The sequence below is a fragment of the Pseudomonas sp. JE3303 genome, from assembly GCF_056312565.1.
This window is the reverse complement of record NZ_JBWGIF010000001.1, coordinates 404,226-420,485: the sequence shown is the minus strand read 5'-3', so window position 1 is coordinate 420,485 and position 16,260 is coordinate 404,226. Positions and strand designations below refer to the sequence as shown.

17 protein-coding genes are annotated in these 16,260 nt (G+C 64.6%); all 17 read left to right on the top strand.

Annotated features, from left to right (window positions below; translation table 11 throughout):
* Genes AC0ZZU_RS02065 through AC0ZZU_RS01985 form a run of 17 tightly spaced genes read left to right on the top strand, consistent with a single transcriptional unit; the run spans nucleotide 1 to nucleotide 16,202 of the window.
* Nucleotides 1–255: an acyl carrier protein gene (locus tag AC0ZZU_RS02065; protein ID WP_476338642.1), complete on the top strand. Its 255-nt coding sequence runs from the start codon at nucleotides 1–3 to the stop codon at nucleotides 253–255.
* Nucleotides 252–797, top strand: coding sequence for a COG4648 family protein (locus AC0ZZU_RS02060; RefSeq protein ID WP_476338641.1), 546 nt, complete (start codon nucleotides 252–254; stop codon nucleotides 795–797). The genes AC0ZZU_RS02065 and AC0ZZU_RS02060 overlap by 4 nt, the downstream gene beginning before the upstream one ends.
* A complete protein-coding gene (locus AC0ZZU_RS02055) occupies nucleotides 794–2,473 on the top strand; it encodes an ApeI family dehydratase (protein ID WP_476338639.1) in 1,680 nt (559 codons plus the stop codon). Before AC0ZZU_RS02060 ends, AC0ZZU_RS02055 begins: the two co-directional genes overlap by 4 nt.
* Nucleotides 2,466–3,200: a glycosyltransferase family 2 protein gene (locus AC0ZZU_RS02050; RefSeq protein ID WP_476338637.1), complete on the top strand. Its 735-nt coding sequence runs from the start codon at nucleotides 2,466–2,468 to the stop codon at nucleotides 3,198–3,200. The genes AC0ZZU_RS02055 and AC0ZZU_RS02050 overlap by 8 nt, the downstream gene beginning before the upstream one ends.
* On the top strand, nucleotides 3,197–4,135 hold the full coding sequence (locus AC0ZZU_RS02045) for an LpxL/LpxP family acyltransferase (RefSeq protein WP_476338636.1): 939 nt from the start codon (nucleotides 3,197–3,199) through the stop codon (nucleotides 4,133–4,135). Before AC0ZZU_RS02050 ends, AC0ZZU_RS02045 begins: the two co-directional genes overlap by 4 nt.
* A complete protein-coding gene (locus AC0ZZU_RS02040) occupies nucleotides 4,116–5,660 on the top strand; it encodes an HAL/PAL/TAL family ammonia-lyase (protein WP_476338635.1) in 1,545 nt (514 codons plus the stop codon). Before AC0ZZU_RS02045 ends, AC0ZZU_RS02040 begins: the two co-directional genes overlap by 20 nt.
* Nucleotides 5,653–6,078, top strand: coding sequence for an acyl-CoA thioesterase (locus AC0ZZU_RS02035; protein ID WP_476338634.1), 426 nt, complete (start codon nucleotides 5,653–5,655; stop codon nucleotides 6,076–6,078). The genes AC0ZZU_RS02040 and AC0ZZU_RS02035 overlap by 8 nt, the downstream gene beginning before the upstream one ends.
* Entirely contained in the window at nucleotides 6,075–6,677 is a 603-nt protein-coding gene (locus AC0ZZU_RS02030; protein WP_476338632.1) for an outer membrane lipoprotein carrier protein LolA, read from the top strand. The genes AC0ZZU_RS02035 and AC0ZZU_RS02030 overlap by 4 nt, the downstream gene beginning before the upstream one ends.
* Entirely contained in the window at nucleotides 6,667–8,988 is a 2,322-nt protein-coding gene (locus AC0ZZU_RS02025) for an MMPL family transporter (RefSeq protein WP_476338631.1), read from the top strand. The genes AC0ZZU_RS02030 and AC0ZZU_RS02025 overlap by 11 nt, the downstream gene beginning before the upstream one ends.
* Nucleotides 8,985–10,145: a sodium:proton antiporter gene (locus AC0ZZU_RS02020; protein ID WP_476338630.1), complete on the top strand. Its 1,161-nt coding sequence runs from the start codon at nucleotides 8,985–8,987 to the stop codon at nucleotides 10,143–10,145. The genes AC0ZZU_RS02025 and AC0ZZU_RS02020 overlap by 4 nt, the downstream gene beginning before the upstream one ends.
* Nucleotides 10,132–11,379 carry an NAD(P)/FAD-dependent oxidoreductase gene (locus tag AC0ZZU_RS02015; protein ID WP_476338628.1) on the top strand — a complete coding sequence of 416 codons (1,248 nt, stop codon included), beginning with the start codon at nucleotides 10,132–10,134 and terminating at the stop codon, nucleotides 11,377–11,379. The genes AC0ZZU_RS02020 and AC0ZZU_RS02015 overlap by 14 nt, the downstream gene beginning before the upstream one ends.
* On the top strand, nucleotides 11,376–12,116 hold the full coding sequence (locus AC0ZZU_RS02010) for a class I SAM-dependent methyltransferase (protein WP_476338626.1): 741 nt from the start codon (nucleotides 11,376–11,378) through the stop codon (nucleotides 12,114–12,116). Before AC0ZZU_RS02015 ends, AC0ZZU_RS02010 begins: the two co-directional genes overlap by 4 nt.
* Complete coding sequence (locus tag AC0ZZU_RS02005; RefSeq protein ID WP_476338625.1) at nucleotides 12,113–12,598, top strand: hypothetical protein; 486 nt, start codon at nucleotides 12,113–12,115, stop codon at nucleotides 12,596–12,598. Before AC0ZZU_RS02010 ends, AC0ZZU_RS02005 begins: the two co-directional genes overlap by 4 nt.
* Nucleotides 12,595–13,788 carry a beta-ketoacyl-[acyl-carrier-protein] synthase family protein gene (locus AC0ZZU_RS02000; RefSeq protein ID WP_476338624.1) on the top strand — a complete coding sequence of 398 codons (1,194 nt, stop codon included), beginning with the start codon at nucleotides 12,595–12,597 and terminating at the stop codon, nucleotides 13,786–13,788. Before AC0ZZU_RS02005 ends, AC0ZZU_RS02000 begins: the two co-directional genes overlap by 4 nt.
* Complete coding sequence (locus AC0ZZU_RS01995; protein ID WP_476338623.1) at nucleotides 13,785–14,255, top strand: hotdog family protein; 471 nt, start codon at nucleotides 13,785–13,787, stop codon at nucleotides 14,253–14,255. Before AC0ZZU_RS02000 ends, AC0ZZU_RS01995 begins: the two co-directional genes overlap by 4 nt.
* Nucleotides 14,248–14,976 (top strand): 3-oxoacyl-ACP reductase FabG, encoded by a 729-nt coding sequence (gene fabG / locus AC0ZZU_RS01990; RefSeq protein WP_476338622.1) that lies wholly within the window; start codon nucleotides 14,248–14,250, stop codon nucleotides 14,974–14,976. The genes AC0ZZU_RS01995 and fabG overlap by 8 nt, the downstream gene beginning before the upstream one ends.
* The gene (locus AC0ZZU_RS01985; protein WP_476338621.1) at nucleotides 14,976–16,202 is read left to right on the top strand and encodes a beta-ketoacyl-ACP synthase; all 1,227 of its coding nucleotides are present in this window, start codon (nucleotides 14,976–14,978) and stop codon (nucleotides 16,200–16,202) included. The genes fabG and AC0ZZU_RS01985 overlap by 1 nt, the downstream gene beginning before the upstream one ends.
* Nucleotides 16,203–16,260 lie beyond the last annotated feature (58 nt).

The window sequence follows — 16,260 nt, the reverse complement described above, 5'->3', positions numbered from 1 at the left end:
ATGCAAACCCGCGAAGACATCTTCAACATCCTGCGCGATGCCCTGGTCGAATTGTTCGAACTGGACCCGGCACGCATCAGCCTGGAATCCAATCTCTACCAGGACCTGGAAATCGACAGCATCGACGCCGTCGACCTGATCGACCACATCAAGCGTCAGACCGGCAAGAAGATCGCCGCCGATGATTTCAAGTCGGTGCGCACCGTCAATGACGTGGTCGAAGCCGTCTATCGACTGGTCAACCCAGCGGAATGAAGCGCCTGGTCGGCCCGGGCCTGCTGCTGGCCGGTCTGCTGTATCCGTTTGCAGTCCATTTTGGCATGGCGCATTTCCCGCCCTGGCAGTTTGGCGTGCTTCTCGGCGCATTGTGGCTGGCCCGGGTTCTGAGCGTTCCGCGCCGCACGGGCAGCGCAGGGATGAACGTAGCCGCCCTGGCCTTCTGCGGGGTACTGGTACTATCGAACAGCCCGCAGCTACTGCGCTGGTATCCCGTGCTGATCAGCGCGTTCATGCTCGCCCTGTTCGGTTCGAGCCTGTGTTATGGACCACCGGTGGCCGAACGGCTGGCGCGCCTGCACGAACCGGATCTGCCACCCATCGCCATCCGCTACACCCGGCGTGTGACACAGGCCTGGAGCCTGTTCTTCCTGCTCAATGGCCTGATTGCCGCCGGCCTGACGCTGTGGGCACCGCTGGACTGGTGGACCCTGTACAACGGCCTGATCGCGTATATCGCGATGGGCCTGCTGTTCGCCATCGAATGGCTGATTAGACAACGTGTGCGAGGACGCTCATGAAATGGATTCCCCTTGAGCACCTGCTGCGCCCACAGGATGGCCCGCGCCCGGTGACTCATGCTCCGGCGCTTGACCATGCCCAGTTGTGCAGGCAGGCCCTCGGCTTCGCGGGCGGACTGCGCCAGCGGCGTGTGCGGCGCCTGGCGGTTTACCTGGAGGATGCGGGCGATCTGGCCATTGCCCTGCTGGGCGCCTGGCGCGCCGGTGTGCAGGTCCTGCTGCCCGCCGATCTTCAACCACAGACCCGGCAGCGCTGGAGTGACCAGGTTGATGTCTGGCTCAGCGCCCAGCCGGGCGATGAGACCGTGCAAGGCCTCTGCGCCGAACCGCTTGAAGCGGCCGACCTGGATCTCGACACGTGCCGCATCAGCCTGTGCACTTCCGGCTCCAGTGGCGAGCCCAAGCGCATCGACAAGCAGCTCTGTCAGCTGGCCAATGAAGTGGCCGCCCTGGAGCAGCTTTGGGGTGACGACCTGGGCGATGCGTGGATCATCGGCAGCGTCGCGACACAACATATCTATGGGCTGTTGTTCCGCGTGCTCTGGCCATTGTGCGCGGGCCGCGGCTTCAGTCGGCGGCAGCTGCCGTTTCCCGAAGACCTGCAGCGCGCGAGCCGTGAACATCCAGCTTTCGCATGGGTCGCCAGCCCCGCTCTGCTCAAGCGCATGGGCGATAACCTCGACTGGCCGGCGCTGAGCACGGTGCGCCGGATATTCTCGTCCGGTGGGGAGCTGCCGCTCGCGGCATCACAGGATCTGGAAAAACGCCTGGGACAGTGGCCGCTGGAAATCCTTGGCAGCTCCGAGACAGGCGGCATCGCATGGCGCCAGGGCGACGACTCCTGGCAACCCTTTGCTGGCATCGAGCTGAGCCTGGACCCACGAGGGGCGCTGCGCATTGCCTCGCCGTACCTGCCCGCAGGCCACGTGGAACAAAGCGCCGACGCCGCAACTATCCACCGCGACGGGCGCTTCCGCCTGCTGGGACGTCTAGACCGGATCGTCAAACTCGAAGAAAAACGTATTTCCCTGCCCATGCTCGAGCACGCGCTGTGCACTCATGCCTGGGTGACCGAAGCCCGGCTGGGCGTGATGCAACAACGCCGCGCCTCGCTCGGCGCCCTGCTGGTGCTGAGCCCTGCCGGGCTGCATGCGCTGCGCAACAACGGCCGCCGTAGCCTGCTCGAAACCCTGCGCCAGCATTTGGCCGCGCATTGTGAAATCCTCGCCTTGCCTCGCCGCTGGCGCCTTCTGCGGCAACTCCCCTTCAACAGCCAGGGCAAACTGCCCGAGGCGGATCTGCAGGCATTGCTCGATGCGCCCCGGGGAATGATGCCAGAGGTACTGGAGCAAAGACCCGGCGACAGCGAACTGCACCTTCGCCTCGTCGTGCCGGTCGACCTCGCCTGTTTTACCGGCCATTTCCCGCAGACACCCGTGCTGCCGGGAGTGGTGCAGGTGGACTGGGCCATCGCTCTGGCCGCTGCGCTGCTCGATCAACCGCGCACATTCGCGGGCATGGAAGTACTCAAGTTCCAGCGTCTGGTACGCCCCGGCGACGTCCTGGATCTGGGCCTGCGCCTGGACCCGGTACGCGGCAAGCTGTACTTCACCTACTCCTGCGCGGGCGAGCCCTGCTCCAGCGGCCGCATCTTGCTGGAGAAATCCTGTGCATAAGCCCTGCGCGGTGATCCCGGTGTACAACCATGAGCACGCAGTGCCCAGCGTCGTCGCCGAGTTGCTGCGCGCAGGCCTGCCCTGCGTGCTGGTCGATGACGCCAGCGACCCGGAGTGCGCACAGGTGCTCAGGCAGTTGGCCGAACAGGCACAGGTCTTCCTGGTCACGCTGGCAGTCAACCAAGGCAAAGGCGGTGCGGTCATGGCCGGCCTGCGCGAAGCAGCTCGGCTTGGCTTCAGCCATGCGCTGCAGGTTGACGCCGACGGCCAGCATGACCTGGGTGATGTGCAGCACTTCCTGAAGCAGTCCAGGACTTATCCGCAGGCACTGATCTGCGGTTATCCACAGTACGACGAAAGTGTGCCCAAGGGCCGTCTGTACGCCCGCTACCTGACCCACGTCTGGGTATGGATCAACAGCCTGTCGCTGGCGATTCCGGATTCGATGTGCGGCTTTCGGGTCTACCCGCTGCCAGCGACCCTGGCAGTGATAGATACGGTGCCGCTGGGCCGACGCATGGACTTCGACCCCGAGATTCTCGTCCGTCTGTCGTGGCGAAACCAGCCCATGCGCTGGCTGCCGACGCGGGTGCATTACCCTCTGGACGGCCTCTCGCACTTCCGCTTGCTGCACGACAACGCGCTGATCTCGAAAATGCACGCCAAGCTGTTCTTCGGCATGCTCGCGCGCGCACCGCGGATCCTCTGGCGGCGGTGGCGGACATGAGCAGCCAGCGCCAACATTGGGCAGCGCACAAGGAACGTGGCAGCTTCTGGCTGATGAAACTGACCGCCGTGCTGGTGCGCGTACTTGGCCGGCGACTGCTCAGCCCGGTGCTGCACGGCATCGTGCTGTACTTCTTCATCTTTGGCCGGCGTGCCCGCCTCAGTATCTGGCAGTACCAGCATTATCTTGCCGACTGGAGCGCCGGTGCGACACCCGCGCCCAACCAATGGCGGGTATTCCGGCAGTTCATGGCATTCGCGGACGCGCTGCTCGACAAGCTCGACGTCTGGAACGGCAAGCTGCGCATCGAGCATATCCAGATCATCGATCCCGGCAACCTGCGCCCGCAATTGCGCGGTGAGCGGGGCCAGATGCTGGTCGGCGCGCACCTGGGCAATCTCGAGGTCTGCCGCGCCCTGGCCGAGCTTGGCGAGCAGGTGACCATGAACGTACTGGTGCATACCCGCCATGCCGAGCAGTTCAACCGTCTGCTCGGCGAGGCGGGGGCGAGCAACCTGCGGCTGATCCAGGTCAGCGAGCTGGACCCTGCCATCATGCTGCAGCTCAGCCAGCGCCTGGAGCGCGGCGAGTGGCTGGCGATCGCCGGCGACCGTGTGCCGCTGCACGGTGGGCGCACGGTGGAGGTCGATTTCCTCGGGCATCGCGCAGCTTTTCCCCAAGGGCCCTGGCTGCTCGCCGGCCTGCTCGGCTGCCCGGTCAATCTGCTGTTCTGCCTCAAGCGAAACGGCCGCTATCAGGTCACCCTCGAGCCCTTTATCGAACGGCTGCCATGGCGCCGGGCGCAACGTGATCAGGTCATCAACGGCGCTGCCGCGCGCTATGCCGAACGTCTTGCTCACTACTGCCTGCAAGCACCGCAGCAATGGTTCAATTTCTACCCTTTCTGGAAGACCGATGACGATGCATCCGCATGAGCCTGTAACTTTCGGCGAGTCGCCGCTTTCGATCGAGGACATCCTGACGCTGGCCCAGCGCCAGGCCCGCCCACGCCTGCAGGACGATGCGCCTTATCGCCAGCGGATCGCGCGCGGCGCGCAGTTTCTCGACTCGCTGCTGGACAAGGAAGGGGTGATCTATGGCGTGACCACGGGCTACGGCGATTCCTGCGTGGTCGCGGTGCCGCTGGAGCATGTCCAGGCACTCCCCCGCCACTTGTACACCTTCCATGGCTGCGGCCTGGGCCGGCTGCTCGATGCACCCGCGACCCGCGCGGTCCTGGCAGCACGCTTGCAGTCGCTGTGCCATGGGGTTTCGGGGGTACGGGTGGAACTGCTCGAACGCCTGCAGGCTTTTCTGGATCACGATATCTTGCCGCTGATTCCAGAGGAAGGTTCGGTGGGCGCCAGCGGTGACCTGACACCACTTTCCTACGTGGCCGCGACACTGTCCGGCGAGCGCGATGTGCTTTTCCAGGGGCAACGGCGAAGCGCAGCCGAGGTTCATCGTGAGCTGGGCTGGCAGCCTCTGGTGCTGCGCCCCAAGGAAGCACTGGCGCTGATGAACGGCACCGCGGTCATGACCGGTCTGGCCTGCCTGGCTTTCGCTCGTGCCGACTACCTGTTGCAACTGGCCACCCGCATCACGGCCATGAATGTGATGGCCTTGCAGGGCAACCCGGAGCATTTCGACGAGCGTCTGTTTGCTGCCAAGCCTCACCCGGGCCAGGTCAAGGTTGCCGCGTGGCTGCGCCAGGACCTGGCCATCGAAGGACCGGCCGCACCGCTCCACCGCTTGCAGGACCGCTACTCGCTGCGTTGCGCCCCCCATGTGCTTGGCGTTCTGGCCGACAGCCTGGGCTGGCTGCGCGCCTTCATCGAAACCGAGCTCAACAGCGCCAACGACAACCCGATCATCGACGGCGATGCGGAGCGTGTGCTTCATGGCGGGCATTTCTACGGCGGCCACATCGCGTTCGCCATGGACAGCCTGAAGAACCTGGTGGCCAACGTCGCCGATCTGCTTGACCGGCAACTGGCCTTGCTGGTGGACGTGCGTTACAACCACGGATTGCCCAGCAATCTGTCTGGCGCGAGCGCCGAGCGGGCCATGCTCAATCACGGATTCAAGGCCGTGCAGATCGGCGCCAGTGCCTGGACCGCCGAAGCACTGAAAAACACCCTTCCCGCGAGCGTGTTCTCGCGCTCCACCGAGTGTCATAACCAGGACAAGGTGAGCATGGGCACCATCGCCGCGCGTGATGCCCTGCGAGTGCTGGAACTGACCGAGCAAGTCGCTGCGGCCACCTTGCTGGCTGCCAGCCAGGGATTATGGCTGCGCGGCCAGGAGACCGAAGCGCGCGCGTTGCCGCCAGCCCTTTCGTACATGCACGAGCAGCTGCTCGAAGATTTTGCCCCGGTCATCGAAGACCGCGCCCTGGAAAGCGATCTGCGCCTGTGCCTGGAGCGCATTGCAGCGCGCCATTGGAGGCTGCATGCGTAATCCGGGCGTATTCCACATCGATTGCGAGATCAGCGTACCGTTCTTCGATGTCGACAGCATGCACATCGTCTGGCATGGCCACTACGTGAAGTACCTGGAGGTCGCCCGCTGTGCCCTGCTCGACCGCCTGCAGCACAACTACCTGAGCATGCAGGCATGTGGCTACGCGTGGCCTGTGATCGACCTGCAAGTGCGTTACATCCGCGGAGCCACCTTTGGCCAGCGGCTGAACGTACGTGCTGCCTTGGTGGAGTGGGAAAACCGCCTGAAGATCAACTACCTGATCACCGACGCCGAGACGGGCGAGCGCATGACCCGTGCCAGCTCGGTGCAGGTCGCGGTGCACATCGACAGCGGCGAGATGCAGATGGTCTCGCCCCAGGTCATGCTCGACGCCGTGCAGAAGGTACTGGCATGAGCCGCACATGGCGTGGCCTGCTGTGCCTGGCCCTGCTGGCCGTGAGTCCGCTGACGCTGGCATTCGGCCTGGATGACCTGCGACAGCAGCTGAGCGAACCGGCGGTGATCAAGGGACCCTTCATCCAGGAAAAGCACCTGCGCGCCCTGCCGCAGCCGCTCTTGAGCAAGGGCCGTTTCGTGCTTGCCCGCGATCATGGCCTGCTCTGGCTGCTGCAGGCCCCGCTGCAGCAGGACTACCGGCTTGACGCCAGCGGCATCGCCCGCCGCGATGCCAGTGGGTGGCAACGGTTGCCGGGACGCAGTGCCGGGTCCGAGCAGAACCGGTTGTTCTTCGCCGTGCTGCAAGGCGACAGTACCGGCCTGCAGCGTGATTTCGACCTGGACCTGCAAGGTGATGCCAGGCAATGGCAATTGCGCCTGACGCCCCGCTCCTTGCTGCTCAAGCAGATTTTCACGCGGATCGACATCACCGGTGCACGGTATGTCCAGCGCATCGAACTGCTGGAAACCCAAGGCGACAGTACCGTACTGCGCATGCCCGAGAGCAGCAGCGCCGACAGCCTGACCGATGCGGAGCGCAGCGACTTTGACGAGTAACCGCTGGCTGCCACACCTCTTTACTCTGCTGTTGCTGGCTGTGCTGGCCGTGGCAGGCTGGCAGTGGCACCGCGCCGCGCCCTTGTCCGCCGACCTGATGACCCTGGTCCCCGGCGCCACCCACGACCCTCTGGCTGAGCGGGCCGAACAGCGCATGCAAGAGCCGCTGAACCGCGAGATGCTGGTGCTCGTCGGCCATCCTGACCGCGAGCAGGCCCTTGCCCTGGCACAGCAGTTGAGCTCGCAGTGGCAGGCCAGTGGCCTGTTCGAGAAGGTTCAGTGGAGTGTGCAGACCGACTTGCAGGCGCTGCGCGGGCAACTGTTGCACAACCGGCTGGCGATGCTCGCGAGCAAGGACCGCCAGCAATTGCTGGAGCATCCTGACCGCTTCATCGAGCAACGCATGCAGAGCCTGTTCGACCCGTTCGCCAGCGTCAGCCTGGTACCCAGCCAGGACGATTGGCTGGGCCTGACCGGACGCATCCAGGACAGCCTGCCCAAACCGGCCAACGTACAGCTGGACACAGGCAGCGGCGCCCTCGTTGCCGAGGACGATGGCCAGCACTGGGTGCTGGTGCGTGCACGCACACAGGGCAATGCATTCGACATGCGGTTGCCGTTGCAGGTCGCCGATCTGCTCGCACAAAGCCGCGTCCAAGCCCAGCAGGCTGGCGGGCGCTTGCTGGCCGCCAGTGGCCTGCTGTATGCCGCCAACGGCCAGCGCCAGGCCAGCCAGGAGATCACTTGGGTTGGAGGGGGTGCCACGCTTGGCATCCTGGCAGTATTGCTGCTCGCTTTTCGTTCGTGGCGTGTGCTGCTGGCGTTCATGCCGGTGCTGGTCGGAATGCTGTTCGGCAGTGTTGCCTGCGTGGCGCTGTTCGGCCAGATGCACGTCATGACGCTGGTGCTGGGATCAAGCCTGATCGGCGTGGCCGTGGACTACCCCCTGCACTACCTGTCCAAAAGCTGGAGCTTGCGCCCTTGGCGAAGCTGGCAGGCGCTGCGCCTGACCTTGCCCGGCCTGAGCCTGAGCCTGGGTACCAGTTGCATCGGCTACCTGGCCCTGGCCTTCACGCCATTTCCGGCCCTGACGCAGATCGCGGTGTTCTCGGCCGCAGGGCTGGTCGGCGCCTATCTCTGCGCGGTATGCCTGTTGCCTGCCTTGCTGGGCGGGGCCGAACTGCAGCCCATGCAATGGCCATTGCGCATCGCCGAGCACCTGGTCGCCTGTCGGCAGCGACTGCTGCAACGGGTCCCTAGCGCGGCACTACTGGGACTGTTGATGCTGTTTTGCGCAGGCGGACTGTGGCAGCTGGACAGTCGAAATGATTTGCGCCAGTGGGTCGCCAGCCCGCCACAACTGGTCGAGGAAGCGCAGGCGGTGGCGCGTATCACTGGCTACCAACCGACCAGCCAGTTCTATCTGGTGCGCGGAGCGGACCAGGCACAATTGCTCGAGCGCCTGCAAGTGCTGGGTGAAAAGCTGGATGAGCTGATCGGCCTGGGCAAACTCAAGGGCTACCGGTCGCTCAGCCAGTTGGCCGCGAGCCCTGCCCAGCAGTCGCAACTTCGACAGGCGCTGGGCGCCCTGCCTGAGCATTGGCAACCGCTGCTTGCGCTGGGAGTCCCCGAACAGGCACTGAGGGCCGAACTGGCGCAGCTCGGCAGCCTACCGCTGTCAGGTATCGAAGAGGTGTTGAGCGGGCCGCTGGGCGAGGCTTGGCGGCCGCTCTGGCTAGGTGTGGACGATGACGGGGTTGCCGCGATAGTCAGCCTGCAAGGGCTGAGCGACCCCGCGGTGCTGCGCTCGCAGGCCGCAGGCCTTGCCGGCGTGCAGTTGGTCGACCGTCTGGGCGAACTGAACCGATTGTTCGCGGCCACACAGATCAGCGCTGCCGAGCTCAAGCTGTTGTCATGCGTGCTGATCGTGGTGCTGTTGATGGTGCCGTTCGGCCTGGGCAGCGCGATGCGCATTGTCGCGCTGCCGCTGCTGGCAGCGCTGTGCAGCTTGGCCTGCCTAGGTTGGCTGGGCCAGCCGCTGACCCTGTTCAGCCTGTTTGGCCTGTTGCTGGTCACGGCGATCAGTGTCGACTACGCCATTCTCATGTACGAGCAGATCGGTGGCGCCGCCGTCAGCCTGCTTGGCACGCTGCTGGCGGCGCTCACGACCTGGCTGTCGTTCGGGTTGCTGGGTTTGTCGGGGACCCCGGCAGTCAGCAACTTCGGCTTGGCTGTAAGCCTTGGCCTGGTCTTCAGCTTTGTCCTGGCCCCCTGGGCCGCCAGCCGCGATGGAGCGCCACACAGCCCATGACCGTCGTCTTGTTCTGGGCCTGTGCACTGGTGCTGTTCCAGGTATCCAGCACACTGGGCAAGCGCCTGGGATTGATCCCCATCGTCAGTCCGCTGCTGCTGGCGACCTTGGGTCTGCCGTTGCTGATGGTCCTGTGGGTCGAGCCACACTGGCAGGTCAGCGGCGCGGCACTGGTCGCACCGGCCTGGCTGAAAGCCTTGTACGGCATGAGCTTCGCGTTGTTGCTCGGGCACATTCTCACCGATGTGATCGAGCTGCGGTTCGACCCTCAGAGCCTGAAGATCGCGCTACCCAGTTTCCTGCTGCCGTTCGCCTGTGGACTGGGTTGCGCCCTCTGGCTGCTGCCAGGACAAGCGCCGTTGGCGAGCCTGGCCTTGGGCCTGGTCTTTGCGATCACGGCGATCCCGGTGCTCTATCTGTACCTGCGTGCGATCGACTACCCGGCAGTGGCCAGCCGCCGGCTGATGCAGTCGGCTATCCTCATCGACCTGGTGTGCTGGCTGCTGCTCGGGCTTGGCCAAGGCAGCCTGCAGCCGAGCAGTCTGCTGCTTCTGCTGCTGGGCGCCGCGGCGCCGCTGCCCTTGCATGTCCTCGGCTTGCGCGCACCCAGAGTCTACAGCCTGCTGTTTTTCGTACTGCTGGTGGTGGCCGAGCACTATCGACTCAACGCGCTGATCATGGGCATCGGCTATCTGTTCTGCATGGCCTGGCTGAAGGTGCCACTGCGACTGCCATTCCCGGCAGGGTTGATGCGGCACCTGCAGCAGACGCTGGCCGTCCCACTGATACTCACCTACGGCATCGTGCAAATCGACGTCCAACACGCCCTGCAAGGTTTCGACCTGCTGCAACTCGGCGCCCTGCTGGTGCTGCCGATCCTCAGCAAGCTGATCGGCAGCTGGTTTGGCCTGAGCTGGGCAACCCCCTCGTTTCCTGGCGCGAGCAAGTGGCGCGAGAGCCTGCTGCTGAACATCCGCGGGCTCAGTGAGATCGTGTTTCTGAACATGCTGCTGCAACAACAGCTGATCAGCCCTGCGCTGTACTTCGCGCTGATGCTGATGAGCCTGGTCGCCACCTTGATGCCTGCCGTGGCTGGCCTGCACCGTATTCCCCTGAAGACTCTACAACCGGCAAGGAGGCCTCATGCCGAACACTGAACTGCAACAACGCCAGGTACTGGTCATCGGCGCCGGTCCTTCTGGGGCCATCGCAGCGGCGCTGCTCAAGCGCAACGGGCATGACGTGCTCATCCTGGAAAGGCAGCGCTTTCCGCGCTTTTCCATCGGTGAAAGCCTGCTGTGCCACTGCCTGGACTTCGTCGAGGAGGCGGGCATGCTCGAAGCGCTCGAGGCTGAGGGTTTCCAGCACAAGAATGGCGCCGCCTTCGCGTGGGGTGAAGAGTATTCCGAGTTCGATTTCGGCAAGACGTTCTCGCAGGGCAAGCCCAGCACGTTCCAGGTGCAGCGTGCACGCTTCGACCAGCTGCTCGCCGACCAGGCCGCTGCCCAGGGTGTCGAGATCCGCTACGAACACGAAATCGTCAGTGCCGACATGAGCGGCGAGCAACCGCTGTTGCGCGCCCGCCGTCCGGATGGCAGCGAGTACCTCGTCAACGCCGCGTTCGTACTGGACGCCAGCGGCTACGGCCGCGTGCTGCCCCGGCTGCTCGATCTGGAGGCACCCTCGAATTTCCCGGTGCGCCGCGCCGTCTTCACCCACATCGAAGACCGCATCACCCACCCGTCTTTCGACCGCGACAAGATTCTCATCACCACCCATCCAGAGCACCGGGACATCTGGTTCTGGACCATCCCCTTCAGCGATGGACGTTGCTCGCTGGGGGTGGTCGCCGCAGATGAGCATTTCCAGGCCGCACCGCAGGACCTGGACGCATGCCTCAAGCAGTTCGTCGCTCAGACACCAAGCCTGTCGAAGGTGCTGGTAGACGCAGTATGGGACACCCCCGCGCGGACCATCGGCGGCTACTCGGCCAACGTCAAGGCACTGCACGGCCCTGGCTTCGCGCTGCTGGGCAACGCTGCGGAATTTCTTGATCCGGTGTTCTCGTCAGGCGTGACGATCGCCATGCGTTCGGCCAGCATGGCGGCTGGCCTGCTGCACCGTCAGCTGCAAGGCGAAGCGGTGGACTGGCAGGCTGATTTTGCCGCGCCGCTCAAGCGTGGGGTCGACACGTTCCGCGCCTACGTCGAAGGCTGGTACGACGGCAGCTTCCAGGACGTCATCTATCACCCTTCCAGTTCGCCCGAGATCCGCGCAATGATCAGCTCGATCCTGGCCGGGTATGCCTGGGACCCGCGTAATCCGTTCGTTGCCGAACCCAAGCGGCGTCTGCGCACGCTGGCGGAACTCTGCGCAAGGTCCCCGGCATGAGCCAGCCTTACCTCAGCGACAGCTATGTCGAAGAAACGCGTTTTGGCTTCTGGTTCCTGCGCAGCCATACCTGGCAGCATCACGTGCTGCGTGTCGCGATCAACGACCTGCGCAGCCTGTTCGACCACGAGCTTCCCCAGGCTCCAGTGGTGCTCGACGCTGGATGCGGCCAGGGCAAGTCATTCAAGTATCTGCAGCAGGTATTTGCTCCCTCCCAATTGCTGGGTACCGACGCCGACCCTCACAGCCTGCAGCTCAGCGCGGCCGAGGCCCAGCGCCAGGGTCTCGCCGTTGAGCTTCGCGGGAGCGACTGCGCGGATCTGCGGTTCGCAGACGCCAGTGTCGACATCCTGTTCTGCCACCAGACGTTCCATCATCTGGTCGAGCAGGAAAAAGCCCTGGCCGAGTTCTACCGGGTGCTCAAGCCCGGCGGATACCTGCTGTTCGCCGAATCGACGCAAGCCTACATCGATACCTGGGTGATCCGCTGGCTGTTCCGTCACCCCATGCATGTGCAGAAGAGTGCCGAGCAGTACTTGCAGATGCTGCGCGGCCAAGGTTTCGAATTCGGGGCTCGGAACGTGTCCTACCCGTACTTGTGGTGGAGCCGGGCACGGGACTTCGGCCTGCTCGAGCGCCTGGGACTGCGCACCCCGCCACCGGTGGGCCAGCGCGACGAAACCCTGGTCAATGTGGTGGCCCGCAAACCCTTGGCGTCGGGAGTTCCACAGCCATGAAAAGCCTGCTGATGCTGCTGGCTGCACTGCTGGTAAGTGGCTGCGTGGGTCAGCAGCCATTGCCCGCCGAACTGCCAGCCCTGGACCTGCCCAGACAGCTGCATGTGCAACAAGAGCATCACGGCCAGCGGGTGGACTGGCTACTGGTGATCCAGCGCGAGGACGACCGCCTGCGCTGGTCATTGCTCGACCTGCTGGGCATGCCCCAGGCGCGCCAGTTGCTGGATCACCAGCACTGGCAGGCCGACGGCTTGCTGCCACCCAATCCCGCCGCCCGCGAACTGTTCGCCGCCATACTGTTCGCCCTGACGCCCGGGGATACGCTTGGGCAGCTTTATCCTGAGGCACGTCAGGAAGGCCAGCGGCGCTGGCTCGGGGAGCGTTGGCAGGTCACGTACCAGTCGACCGACGAATTCAGCTTGAGCATGCCGCAAGGCCTGCGCTATCTGGTCAGCCCACTGCTCAGCGAGAACGCTCCATGACCGTCTACCTCAATGCGCTAGGCCTGATCTGCGCGCTCGGGCGGGACCAGGCCGAGGTGGCCAACCGTCTGTTCGCAGGTGACTGCAGCGCGATGCAGGCGCAAGCGGGCTGGGTGCCCGGGCGCGACCTGCCGGTCGGGGCCGTGGCTGGCCCGCTGCCAGCCGTACCCTTGCCCGACCAGCACAGCCGCAACAATCAGTTGCTGCATGCCGCCGCACTGCAGATCGAAGCTCAGGTGCGAGAGGCCATCGAACGCCATGGTGCACACCGCATCGGGATAGTCCTGGGCACCAGTACCTCGGGCATTGCCGAAGCCAGCGACGGCATCGGCCACTATCTGCAGACCCGGGAATTTCCTCAGGACTATCGCTACGACCAGCAAGAGCTGAGCGCGCCGGCCAATTTCCTGGCGCACTGGCTGCAATTGAGCGGGCCGGCCTACGTCATCTCCACCGCGTGTACGTCAGGTGCGCGAGCACTGGTCAGCGCTCGCCGCCTGCTTGACCTGGGCTTGTGCGATGCGGTGGTGTGCGGAGGCGTCGACAGCCTGTGCGGTCTCACCCTGAACGGCTTCAGCGCGCTGGAGGCGATCAGTACCCAGCGCTGCAACCCCTTCTCGGTCAATCGCGACGGCATCAACATCGGCGAAGGGGCAGCGCTGTTCCTCATGAGCCGCCAAGCCGATGCCACAGGCGCATCCATCGCCCTGCTTGGCGCGGGTGCCAGCTCCGACGCCCACCATATCTCGGCACCCGAGCCCAATGGCGAAGGCGCATTCCAGGCCATGGCCAAAGCGCTGGAAAATGCGGCGCTGGCCCCTTGCCAGATCAACTACCTGAACCTGCACGGTACGGCCACTCGTCACAATGACTCCATGGAAAGCCTGGCCGTTGCCCGGTTGTTCGGTGACAGCCTGCCGTGCTCGTCGAGCAAACCGATGACCGGCCACACCCTTGGCGCCGCGGGTGCCCTGGAAGCTGCCTTCTGCTGGCTGTGCCTGAGTGCTCACAACCCAGGCCGACAGCTGCCACCGCACATCTGGGATGGCCAGGCAGATCCGCAACTGTCCCCGCTGAACCTGAACGAGGGTGGGCAATGCCTGCCCGCCAAAGGACCGCGGCGGCTGATGAGCAACTCTTTTGCCTTCGGTGGCAACAACGTCAGCCTGATTCTTGGAGAGACCCAATGATCACTTGGCCCCTGGCCGAACTGATACCGCACGCTGGCGACATGATCCTGATCGATCAGATCGACAGCTGCGACGACGAACAGATCCATACGCGCCTGACTGTACGGCCCGGCGGCCTGTTCAACCGCGGCGACGGCACCCTGCCTGCCTGGCTTGGGGTGGAGTTGATGGCGCAAAGCGTGGCCGCGTATGCCGGTTGTCGCGCGCGGCGGCTCGGACAGCCCGTGGAACTGGGCTTCTTGCTGGGTACCCGTGCGTTCACGTGCAACGTGGAGCATTTCCCTGTCGGCGCCGAACTCCACATCCATGCGTTGCGTTCCCTTGAGGACGAGAACGGCATGGGTGTGTTCGAATGTCACCTGCGCGGGCCCGGCATCCTTGCCAGCGCCCGCCTGAATGTCTATCGCCCGCCTCAGGCAGCCAGCTACCTGACCGAAGCGAACCCTGAGGAGTCCCCCCATGACTGACACCATCCTGGTAACCGGTTCAAGCCGTGGCATCGGCCGGGCGATCGCCCTGCGCCTGGCCCGCGCAGGCTACGACCTGGTGCTGCACTGCCGTAGCGGGCGCAGCGAAGCCGACAGCGTCGCCGAAGAAGTGCGGGGGCTGGGCCGACAGGCGCGCGTGCTGCAGTTCGACGTCGCCGACCGTGCCACCTGCGCGGAGGTCCTCAGTGCTGATGTCGAAACCCACGGTGCCTACTACGGCGTGGTGTGCAATGCCGGCGTGACCCGCGACGGTGCGTTTCCCGCATTGAGCGAGGATGACTGGGACCATGTGATGCGCACCAACCTCGATGGCTTCTACAACGTGCTGCACCCGGTGATGATGCCGATGATCCGCCGTCGTGCGCCGGGCCGGATCGTCTGCATCACCTCGGTGTCCGGGCTCATAGGCAACCGCGGGCAGGTCAACTACAGCGCGTCGAAGGCCGGCCTGATCGGCGCCGCCAAGTCCCTGGCCATCGAACTGGGCAAACGGCGCATCACCGTCAACTGCGTTGCACCCGGTTTGATCGATACAGCCATGCTGGATGAGCATGTGCCGGTCGAGGAGCTCATGAAGATGATTCCCGCCCAGCGCATGGGCACGCCAGAAGAAGTCGCGGGGGCGGTCAACTTCCTCATGTCTGCCGAGGCAGCCTACATCACCAGGCAGGTGCTGGCGGTCAACGGGGGGTTGTGCTGATGAGGCGTGTAGTCGTCACCGGCATGGCCGGCATCACCTCCCTGGGCAGCGACTGGCCGACCATCGCCGGACAGTTTGCCAGCAACCGCAGCGGTATCCGGCGCATGGACGAATGGGACCGCTTCGAAGAGTTAAATACTCGCCTGGCTGGCCCCATCGACACTTTCCAGGTACCGGGCCACTGGACCCGCAAGCAGTTGCGCAGCATGGGTCGGGTATCACGCCTGGCCGTCGCGGCGGCCGAGCGAGCGCTGGCCGACGCCGGGCTGCTGGGCGATGCGAGTATCCGCGACGGCCGAATGGGGGTGGCGTGTGGCTCCTCGACCGGTAGTACCGATGAGATCAAGGCTTTTGGCAACATGCTGCTCAACTCGGTGGCCGACGGTCTCAATGCCAATTCCTACGTGCGCATGATGCCGCACACCACTGCCGCCAACATCAGTATCTTCTTCGGCCTGACAGGGCGCCTTATTCCCACGTCCAGCGCCTGTACCAGCGGCAGCCAGGGGATTGGCTATGCGTACGAGGCCATCAAGTTCGGCCGTTTGCCCATGATGCTGGCAGGCGGAGCCGAAGAGCTTTGCCCGACCGAGGCCATGGTGTTCGATGCGCTCTACGCCACCAGCCTCAAGAACGACACCCCACACCTCAGTCCGCGCCCTTATGACACGGACCGTGACGGCCTGGTGATCGGTGAAGGCGCGGGCATGCTGGTCCTAGAAGAGCTGGAGCATGCCCTGGCCCGCGGCGCCAGGATTCATGCCGAGATCGTGGGGTTCGGCAGCAATGCCGATGGCCAGCACACGACCCGGCCCGAGCAGGTGACCATGCGTCGAGCCATGGAGCTCGCCCTCGAGGATGCGGGCCTGGCCCGGCAGGCAATCGGCTACGTCAACGGCCACGGCACGGCTACCGAGCAAGGTGACATCGCCGAGACCCTGGCCACCAGCAGCCTGTTCGGCCAAGGCATGCCGATCAGCTCCCAGAAGAGCTTCCTGGGACACACCTTGGGAGCATGTGGCGCGCTGGAAACCTGGTTCAGCATCGAAATGATGAACAGTGACCGTTATGTGCACACCTTGAACCTGGACCACATCGACCCTCGCTGCGGTGAGCTGGACTACCTGCGGGGTGAGTTCCGCACCATGAGCAACGAGTTCGTGATGAACAACAATTTTGCCTTCGGGGGCGTCAACACCTCGCTGGTGTTGCGCCGCTGGCGTTGAATCCTTCAATCTTCCCGAACCGGGCCGTGCCTTCTTGCGGCCGGCCCGCCCCAAGCCT